This window comes from Mycobacterium sp. NGS18 (assembly GCF_059813185.1).
Genome location: NZ_JCALEC010000009.1, coordinates 179,718 through 190,270 on the forward strand (window position 1 = coordinate 179,718; position 10,553 = coordinate 190,270).

Here is a 10,553-nt window from a genome sequence, read left to right on the forward strand (position 1 = left end):
CCGGCGACTGCTGGGTGCCAGCAGCGCGGTGGGGGCGTTTTTGGCGTTTGGGGTGGCGCCGGTGTCGGTGGCGCCGGTGGCGGCCGCTGATGAGTTGGATTGGGCGGTTGATCTTCTCGGTTCGGATTTGGCTTCGGCGCTGGGGGATTTGAGTCAGGCGTCGTCGTGGGAGACGTTGTTTGATGCGGGCTCGTGGGAGCCGTTGTTGGCCAATGTGGGCTTGAGCTTTGATGCGTCGGTGGCGGAGTTGCCGGGTTCGGCGGCTGCTGATGACTGGTTCGGTTCGTTGTTCTACCAGCCGTTGCATGATCTGGGGCAGCAGTGGATCTTGAGTCCGTTTGGTGCTGAGGTCAATTCGTTTATCAACATGTTCGGTTTCGGTCAGATCCTGATCGGTAACGGCGCGGATGGTATTGATGGCGGGTCGTTGGCGGAGGCTGCCGGTGGCGCGGGTGGTTTGTGGTTCGGCGATGGTGGTGCTGGTGGTACGTCGGCGGATGGTCTTGGTGGTGTCGGTGGTGCGGCGGGCATGTTCGGCGATGGTGGCGCCGGTGGTGCGGGTCTTGATGGTGGTGATGGCGGCGCCGGTGGTGCTGGTGGCTGGTGGATGGGTGTTGGTGGTGATGGCGGTGCTGGTGGTGGCGGCATCGATGGTGGCTCTGGTGGTCATGGTGGTGTCGGTGGTGCCGGTATCGGCTTTATGTACGGGGTGGGTGGCAACGGTGGCCTCGGTGGCGATGGTGCCGTGGGTGCGGCCGGCGCCGTGGGCTTGGCCGGTGTTGATGGCGGTGTGGGTGCCGCTGGTGGCAATGGCGGCAATGGTGGTGCCGGCGGTAAGGGTTCGTGGCTGATCGGTTCCGGTGGCCAGGGTGGTGCTGGAGGTCAGGGCGCCAATGGTGGTGCCGGTGGTGACGGCGGCGACGGCATCGACGCCACGGTTGCCGGGGCTGCTGGTGGTAACGCCGGTGACGGCGGCAACGGTGGTGCGGCCGGACACGGCGGCAACGGTGGAGCCGGCGGTTCCGGTGGCCTGATGGGCTCCTCGGGTACGACCGGTGCCGGGGGCAATGGCGGCAATGGTGGTTCTGCCGGTGTCGGCGGCACCGGCGGCGACGGCGCCGATGGTGATGGGACGTATGTCGACGGTGGTGCCGGCGGCCGCGGCGGTGATGCCGGTGTTGCCGGTGCCGGCGGCAACGGCGGTTCGGGCGTCACCAACGGCACGGCCGGCGCTGCGGGTGCGGCGGCGACCGACGGTGGTAACGGCGGCCGGGGCGGCGACGGCTTCGACGCCGTCACTCCCGGCACGACCGGTGGTGCCGGCGGTGCCGGCGGTGCCGCCGGCAACCTCGGTAATGGTGGCGCCGGCGGCAATGGCGGTGCCGGTGCGGCCGGTCTGGCCGGGCATACCGGTGTCACTGGTGATGGCACCACAGGTTCGGCCGGTGGTGCCGGTGGTGTCGGTGGCGCCGGCGGTGCCGGTGGTTCGGACGCCGGCAACGGTGGTGCCGGTGGTGCCGGCGGCCGTGGCGGTACCGGTGGTGTCGGTGGCGCTGGTGCCGACGGCACCGCGGGTCTGAACGCGGCAGCCGGTAGCGGCGACAACGGTGGCGACGGCGGTGACGCGACCAGCACCGCCGGCAACGGTGGAGTCGGTGGTGTCGGTGGTGCTGGTGGTGTCGGTGGCGCCTCGGCGCACGGCACCGCAGGCGCGCACGGCGCCGGTGGCATCGGTGGCGACGGTGGTGCCGGTGGTGCTGCGGGCAACGGTGGTGCCGGTGGTGACGGTGCCGGTGGCGGCACGGCGGCCGCGGCCGGTGCCGGCGGCAAGGGCGGCAACGCGATCGACTCCGTGGCCGGTCTCGGAGGCGCCGGTGGCGCCGGGGGCTTCAGCGGCGGCTCTACTCAGGCGGCCTCGGGTGCTGTCGGAGCCGACGGCGTCGAAGGTAACGGTGGCGCCGGCGGTGCCGGTGGCGACGGCGAGATCCTTGGCGACGGCACCGTGCAGGACGGTGGCCACGGCGGTAGCGGTGGCGACGCCGGCACCGATGGCGACGGTGGCGCAGGCGGTGCCGGTGGCCGCGGTGCGGCCGGCCCAGACGGTGTCACCGACGCCAATGGCGACGGCACTTCGGGCGGCGCGGGTGGCGCCGGCGGTGCGGGCGGCATCGGTGGTGCCGGCGGCACCAACTCGGGCACGGGCGGCGTAGGCGGTGCCGGAGGGACCGGCGGCGCCGGCGGAAACGGTGGCGCGGCCGATGACGCGACGGTGGCCGGTGGCACCGGCGGCAACGGCGGTAGCGCCGGTGCCGGCGGAATCGGCGGGGACGGCGGTGCGGGCGGCACCTCGGCGATCGGCGCCGGTGGTGCCGGTGGTGCCGCGGGTAACGGCGGCGCGGCGGGACAGGCTGCCGCCGGTGGCAAGGGTCTGGGCGGCGGTGACGTCGACGCGGCCGGCGCGGGCGGCCAGGGCGGCGACGGCGCAGTCGGCGGTGCGGCCGGTGCGGCCGGCGTCGGGACTGATGGCGGCGCGGCCGGCAGCGCGGGCAACGTCGGTGCGGGCAGCAATGGTGGTGTCGGTGGCGCCGGTGGTGACGGCAGCGGGCTGGCCAGCGACGGCCTGACCGGGCAGGCCGGCGGCGCGGGCGGCCAGGGCGGCAACGCCGCCACCGACGGCGACGGTGGCGTCGGTGGCGCGGGCGGCCGGGGCGCTGACGGCACGTCCGGGATCACTGACAACAGCGGCAATGGGACCGCTGGCGGCAACGCGGGCGCCGGCGGCCAGGGCGGCGCCGGTGGCGCGGGCGGTTCCAACTCCGGTGACGGCGGTACCGGCGGTACCGGTGGACAGGGCGGCGCTGGTGGTAACGGCGGCGCGGCGGATGACGCGACAGTGGCCGGCGCCGCTGGTGGTAACGGCGGCAGCGCCGGCACCGGTGGTGCGGGCGGCAACGGCGGTGCCGGTGGCGCTTCGGTCAACGGCACCGGTGGTGCGGGCGGTGAGGCCGGCAACGGTGGTGCAGCCGGCGCGGCGGCGGCCGGCGGCATGGGACTCGGCGGCGGCGGCCTGGATGCGGCCGGCAACGGTGGCGCCGGCGGTGACGGTGCCGATGGTGGTGCGGCAGGTGTCGGCGGTGCCGGCGGAGTCGGTGCCGGCGAGGGTGCCGACGGTGGTGCGGGCCAGGCCGGCCTCAGCAGTGACGGCGCGGCCGGCGGTAACGGCGGTGCGGCCAGCGGTCTGGCCGGCGACGGTCTGACCGGTCAGGCGGGCGGCGCCGGTGGCCAGGGCGGCAACGCCGCCACCAACGGCAACGGTGGAGCCGGTGGTGCCGGCGGCGCGGGCGCAGATGCAGCGCACGGCACCACGGACGGGGCCGGCAACGGCACCACCGGTGGCGTCGGTGGTGCCGGTGGCGCCGGCGGTGTGGGCGGTGCCGGCGGGAGCAACTCAGGCAACGGCGGTGCCGGTGGTGCCGGCGGTGCCGGTGCGGTCGGCGGTAACGGTGGCGCGGCAGCCGACGCGACGGTGGCCGGTGCGGCCGGCGGCAACGGCGGTAGCGCGGGCACCGGTGGTGCGGGCGGTGCCGGTGGGGCCGGCGGCACCTCGGCCAATGGCACCGGCGGCACCGGCGGCGACGCCGGCAACGGTGGTGCGGCTGGTGAGGCGGCGGCCGGCGGCAAGGGCCTCGGTGGCGGCGGCTTCGACAGCGCCGGTAGCGGTGGTGCCGGCGGCAACGGCGCCGACGGCGGTGCGGCGGGCAACTTCGGAGCCGGCGGGGCCGGTGCGCAGACGGGCGCCGACGGTGCCGCGGGCGAGGCCGGCCTCAGCAGCGACGGCGCAGCCGGCGGTAACGGTGGCGACGGCAGTGGCCTGGCCAGCGACGGCCTGAGCGGTCAGGCCGGTGGTGCCGGCGGCGTCGGTGGTGACGCGGCCGCGGTCGGAAACGGCGGCACCGGTGGTAACGGTGGCCTCGGTGCGACCGTCGCCGGCATCACCGGCATGGACGGCAACGGCACCGACGGTTTCGTCGGTGGCGTCGGCGGTAACGGCGGCACCGGTGGCGCCGGGGGTACCACGTCGGGCAATGGTGGCGTTGGCGGTAACGCGGGCAATGGTGGCAATGGTGGCGCCGGCGGTCATGGCGCGGACGCGACCGTCGCCGACACCGCCGGCGGCTACGGCGGTAACGCCGGTGCGGGCGGTCAGGGTGGTACCGGCGGCACCGGCGGGGTGGCCAACAACGGCACCGGTGGCGCCGGCGGTAACGCCGGTGACGGCGGCGACGCCGGTGTCGCCGGTGATGGCGGTACCGGCCTCGGTGGAGGCGGCGCCGACAATGCGGGTGCAGGCGGTGCCGGCGGCGCCGGTGCCGAGGGCGGCGCCGCAGGTGCTGCCGGCGCCGGCGGTAACGGCACCGAGTCCGGAGCCCAGGGCGGCGCCGGCAACGGTGGCGTCGGCAGCGACGGCGGCGCCGGCGGCCAGGGCGGCGCTGGTATCGGCCTGATCAGCGCAACCAACACCGGCCAGGGTGGTGGCGCAGGTGGCGCCGGCGGCGACGGTTCGTCGACTGGCAATGGTGGTGCCGGCGGTCACGGCGGTGCCGGTGCGACGGTGGACGGCGTCACGGGCGGTGATGGCAACGGCACCGATGGCGCCGACGGTGGCGCCGGCGGTGTCGGTGGCGCAGGTGGTGCGGGCGGCTCGGTCTCCGGCAACGGTGGCGCGGGCGGCAACGGCGGCGCGGCTGGCCATGGCGGCCACGGTGGCAACGGTGCGGACGGAACCGCCGGAATCAATGCCGGCGCAGGCAGCGGCGGTAACGGAACCGACGGCGGCAACGCCGGTGACGGCGGCAAGGGCGGCAACGGCGGCCAGGGCGGCGACGGGGGTGCGGGCGGTACCGCCACCAACGGTGCCGCGGGAGCCGACGGGCTCGGCGGCGTCGGCGGCAACGCCGGTGACGCGGGCAATGCCGGCAACGGCGGTCAGGGCGGCCACGGCGCCGGCGGCGGTGCCGGCGTCAAGGCCGGCAGCGGGGGCAACGGCGGCCAGGGCGGCGTTCGGGGCGAGGCCGGCGCCAGCGCCGGTGAGGGCGGCTGGAACGCCGATCACACCGTGCAAGCTGCCGATGGCGCAGCTGGCGCCGCGGCCACCGGCGGTAACGGCGGTGCCGGCGGTAACGGTGGCGCCGGTGTGGTGCACGGAGACGGAACGCCTCAGGCCGGCGGCGACGGCGGCAACGGTGGCGCGGCGGGCCCGGTCGGCACCGGTGGCGCGGGCGGTAACGGCGGAATCGGCTCGACCGGCAAGGCGGGCATCGACGGCGCCGTCGATGGCGCCGGCAACGGCGGCAGCGGCACCAACGGCGGCCTCGGCGGCGAGGGCGGTAACGGCGGAAAGGGTGGCGACGGCGGCAGCGAGTCCGGTGACGCTGGCGCCGGTGGCGCCGGCGGCGCCGGTGGCGCGGGCGGTCGCGGTGGTTCCGGCGCGAACGGCGCCAACGCGGCGTCGGTGCCGTCCGGCAGCGGACTCTCCGGTGGCGACGGCGGCTACGGCGGTGACGGCGGTGCGGGTGGCCTCGGTGGTAACGGTGGCGTCGGCGGTGTCGGCGGCACGGCCACTGTCGGCAACGACGGCGCAGCCGGTGCAGGTGGTGTCGGCGGCCAGGGCGGCGCCGCGGGTAACGCCGGTAACGGCGGCACCGGGGCCAACGGTGCCGGCGGCGGCTCCAACGCGGTTGCCGGTCACGGCGGCAACGGTGGTGACGGTGGCGACCGCGGCGCGATCGGCCTCGGCGGCAAGGGCGGCCTGAGCGGTGACGGCCACCAGGCCGTCAACGGCGGCAATGGCGGTGCGGCCACCGGCGGTAACGGTGGTGCCGGCGGCCGTGGCGGCAACGGTGTGATTTTGGCCAACGGCAACCCGCAGAGCGGTGGCGCCGGCGGACTCGGCGGTGACGCCGGAACCTACGGCAACGGTGGCGCCGGTGGCGCCGGTGGTGCCGGCAGTGTCGGTGGCAACGGCGCCAACGGCACGGCCAGTTCGGTCAACGGCGTCAGCGGCCAGTCCGGTGGCTCCGGTGGCGACGGCGGCGCGGGCGGCAAGGGCGGCTCTATCGCCGGTAACGGTGGCGCAGGCGGCGGCGCCGGGGCTGCGGGCAACGGCGGCAACGGCGGCAACGGAGCTCAGGGCAAGGCGGGCCTCGACGCGGTGGCCGGCAGCGGCGGCGTCGGCAGCAACGGCGGCGCCGGCGGTAACGGCGGCAACGGCGGTAACGGCGGCAACGGCGGTAACGGCGGCGCCGGTGGTACCGCCACCAACGGCACGGCTGGCCTCAACGGTCTGGGCACGGTCGGCGGCAACGCCGGCAACGCCGGAACCGGCGCGGATGGCGGTCGCGGTGGCCACGGCGCCGGCGGCGGAGTCAACAGCATCGCCGGATCCGGCGGCAACGGCGGTGCGGGCGGCAACGTCGGCACGGCCGGCACCGGTGGCACCGGCGGCTTCAACGCCGACGGCACTCAGCGGGCCGGCGGCACCGACGGCGCGGCAGCCGCACACGGCGGCAACGGCGGTAACGGCGGCAACGGCGGCAACGCGCAAGGCACGCATCAGGCCGGCGGTAAGGCCGGCAATGGCGGCGACGGCGGCAACATCGGCAACGGCGGCAACGGCGGTAACGGCGGGTCCGGTACCACCGGCGCTGCCGGAGCCACCGGTGGCGACGGCAATGGAACCGACGGCGCTTCCGGCACGGCCGGCGCGGCCGGCGGTCACGGCGGTAACGGCGGCTTCATCTCCGGTAACGGCGGCGCCGGTGGTACTGGCGGCAACGGCGGCAGCGGTGGTAACGGCGGTAACGGCGCCTTGGGCACCAACGGTTCGGCAGGCGGCAGCGGCGGTGACGGCGGCAACGCCGCCTCCGGTGCGGCCGGTGGTAAGGGCGGCAGCGCCGTCAATGGCATCGCGGGCAATGGTGGCAACGGCGGCAACGCCGGCAATGCCGGTAACGGCGGTACCGGAGCCAACGGCTCGGGCGGCGGCACCAACGCGGTGGCCGGCGCGGGCGGCAACGGTGGTGACGGTGGCGACCGCGCCGCGGCAGGCGTCGGCGGTGCCGGTGGTACCGGAAAGAGCGGCCCGGGCGCAGACGGTGCCAACGGCGCACTCGGCCTCGGCGGAAACGGTGGCAACGCCGGCCACGGCGGCATCGGCCAGGTACTCGCGGACGGTTCTTCGCAGTCCGGCGGCAACGGCGGCGTAGGCGGCGCGGCCGGCACGATCGGTAACGGCGGCGCCGGCGGTAACGGTGGCGCCGGCGCCCTGGGTGCCAACGGCATCATCGACGGCAGCGGCAACGGCACCGACGGTGCCGAGGGCGGCATGGGCGGCAACGGTGGCGTGGGTGGTGCCGGCGGCAGCATCTCCGGTAACGGTGGCGCCGGCGGCCGCGGCGGTGTGGGTGGTACCGGCGGCATCGGTGGTGTCGCTCAAGGGACCGACGGCCAGAACGCGGTTGCCGGCAGCGGCGGCGACGGCGGAGACGGCGGCAACGCGGGCGTCAGCGGTAACGGCGGTGCCGGTGGACACGGTGGTGCGGGAGCCCTCGGCGGCGCCGCCACCAACGGCGCCCAGGGCAGTACCGGTGCTGGCGGCGTCGGCGGCAACGGTGGCGCGGGCGGTGACGCTGGGCGTGGCGGCAACGGCGGTGCCGGGGCCGGCGGCGGCGCAGACCACATCGCCGGTGACGGCGGTGACGGTGGCGATGGCGGTTACGCCGGTTACGGCGGTGCCGCCGGGCATGGCGGCGTCGGCGGCGACAACACGATTGCGGCCAACGGCAAGGCCGGCGCGGACGGCAACATCAACACCGGCAACGGCGGAAACGGCGGGGCCGGCGGCACGGGTGTGATGCTCGGTGACGGCATCGCTCAGTCCGGTGGTAGCGGCGGTGACGGTGGTGCTGGCGGCGCTGTGGGTAACGGTGGCTCCGGCGGCGCCGGCGGTGCGGGCGCGACCGGCAGCAATGGCATCACCGAAGCGTCCGGTGACGGCACCAACGGTGTTGCCGGCGGCAACGGTGGCCACGGTGGTAGCGGCGGCGCAGGCGGAAGCCAGGCCGGTAATGGTGGCGCGGGCGGTGTTGGCGGCGCGGCCGGTTCGGGTGGTCACGGCGGCGATGCCGCCGACGGAACCGCCGGCGTCGACGCGGTCGCGGGCAGTGGCGGCAACGGCACGGACGGTGGCGACGCCACCGGTACGGCCGGTAACGGTGCGGCCGGCGGTATCGGTGGCGACGGTGGCGCCGGTGGTGCTGCTACCAACGGCGCCACGGGCGCTGACGGCGTCGGCGGCAAGGGCGGCAACGGCGGTAACGCCGGTAGCGCCGGTGACGGTGGTCGCGGCGGCCATGGCGCCGGTGGCGGCGCCAACGCCGTGGCCGGGTCCGGCGGCAACGGCGGCGACAGCTCCAGCACGGCAGGAACGTCCGGTGCAGCCGGGGCCGGCGGCTGGAACGCCGATCACACCACCCAGTCGGCCGGCGGGATGGCCGGGGCTGCCGGTAGCACCGGAAACGGCGGCGCCGGCGGTAACGGCGGTACGGGAACCAATGCGGTGCTCGGCGGCGCGGCGGCCCAGCAGGGCGGTATGGGCGGCGCCGGTGGCGACGCGGCACTCAACGGCAACGGTGGTGCCGGCGGCACCGGCGGCGCGGGCGGAAACGGGGCCACCGGCACCGCCGGCAACACCGGCGCCACGGGTGGCTCGAAGGCTCCTGGCGGAACGGGCGGAAACGGTGGCGCTGGAACAGACGCTGCCGCCGGCGGCGCGGGCGGAGCCGGTGGTGCCAGCGGCACCGAATCGGGTAACGCGGGCGTCGGCGGCACCGGTGGTGCCGGCGGTAAGGGCGGTAACGGCGGTGTCGGTGGCACCGGCGGCACCGGTGGTGCCGGCTCCAAGGGCAACACCGCCGGGGCCGGCGGGCTCGGCGGCAACGGCGGTACCGGTGGCACCGGCGGGGCGTCCGGCGAGGGCGGCGCCGGAGGCGCCCTCCGCAATGGCAGCGGCATTGCCGGCGCCGACGGCGCCGACGGCGCGGTCGGCAAGGGCGGTGACGGCGGTACCGGTGGCAAGGGCGGCATCGGCGGCAACGGCAGCACCGGAAAGAACGGCTGGTCCGCCGGCGCCGGCGGTAAGGGCGGTACCGGTGGCGGCGGCGGTGCCAGTGGCACCGGCCAGGCCGGTCTGCCCGGAGCCGGCGGGTCCACGGGTGGTGCGGCTAGCGGTACCGACAACGCCACACCCGGTCAGGGCGGTGCCGGCGGTGCAGGTGGCAAGGGCGGCGGATCATGATGATCCGCCGCCCCCGACGACCGCTGTCAGCCGTCTTGGCGGTAGTCCGGAATGTCCTCGGGCGTCCTCGGCCAGGCGAACAGCGCGATGCGCTGGTTCCACTTCGCGACGTAGTGCTCGCCGAGGAAAGCCCCGCCCCGCCGCTCCCAGAATCGGCGCCCGTACGAGCTGTCACCGGCAAAGGTGTCGCCGATGACTCGTCGGCACCGCGGTTCGATCTCGAAGACGCTGTCCACGAATCCGCGAAACATGATCGCTCCGTGGCCGTGCTCGACCATGTCGAGCTCGGCGATGGCGGCGTGCAACCCGATGTCGTAGGGATGGGCGTCGTAGACGGTGGCGATGTCGTCCTGGGCGGCCCGGAACAACTCCATGTATCCCATCGGACGTCCGTCGATGCTGAACACGTACGGCCGCGAGTAGTTGCCCTCCAATTGGATCTCCAGGTGGCGGCGCCATTGGTCGGCCGGGTAGTCGTAGTGCCAGGTCTCGGCGAGATGTCGCCGGTTCATCCACTCGGAGATCATCTCGGCGTCACCGGCCGGATCTGCGAAACGCACACTGTACGGTTCGGGGAATATCGGCAGGGGCGGCGGCGGAACCGCGCGGACCTCGTCGGGCACGTCGGTCAGTTGCCGCGCCATCAGCGAACTCATCGCGCACCCGAACCCGTTGTAACCGAATCGGTTTCGGTGAACATTACAAGCGCCTCCTGGAATTCCGTTGACGGCAGCGCCGTCGCCAATGGGTTCGCCAATGATGCCACGTCTACGTGCGGGTGTCAGCGTCGAAATACCGACCGGCACTCCAGCAGAACTTTCGTCCAGCGGTGTCGAGATCTCGGCGCCGAAAACAACCAAACGTGATCCGGCACAACAGCACCGACATGGGTTCGTCGCAGAATAGGGAGTCCCACATGACTGACAAGCAGCACGGCACAGGGCGTCGTGGTCTCACTGCCGCGGGTAGCCGCCGGCGCCGCCGGGTGGCAGCTGCGGGTAGCGCGATGGGGGCGTTTTTGGCGTTTGGGGTGGCGCCGGTGTCGGTGGTGCCGGTGGCGGCCGCTGATGAGTTGGATTGGGCGGTTGATCTTCTCGGTTCGGATTTGGCTTCGGCGTTGGGGGATTTGAGTCAGGCGTCGTCGTGGGAGACGTTGTTTGATGCGGGCTCGTGGGAGCCGTTGTTGGCCAATGTGGGT

3 protein-coding genes are annotated in these 10,553 nt (G+C 74.9%); 2 read left to right on the forward strand and 1 reads right to left on the reverse strand.

Translation table 11 applies throughout. The features are described from left to right. Window positions 1–367 precede the first annotated feature (367 nt). Complete coding sequence (locus tag AC5Y31_RS17310) at window positions 368–9,355, forward strand: PE family protein (protein WP_499981796.1); 8,988 nt, start codon at window positions 368–370, stop codon at window positions 9,353–9,355. Window positions 9,356–9,381: 26 nt separating this feature from the next. Here the strand turns inward: AC5Y31_RS17310 and AC5Y31_RS17315 are convergent, their stop codons facing one another. Then, window positions 9,382–9,999, reverse strand: a complete 618-nt coding sequence (locus AC5Y31_RS17315; protein WP_499981782.1) for a GNAT family N-acetyltransferase — start codon at window positions 9,997–9,999, stop codon at window positions 9,382–9,384. A gap of 272 nt (window positions 10,000–10,271) precedes the next feature. Here AC5Y31_RS17315 and AC5Y31_RS17320 point away from each other — a divergent pair. Then, window positions 10,272–10,553 (forward strand): hypothetical protein (locus tag AC5Y31_RS17320; protein WP_499981783.1); only part of this gene is annotated, 282 nt, incomplete at its 3' end.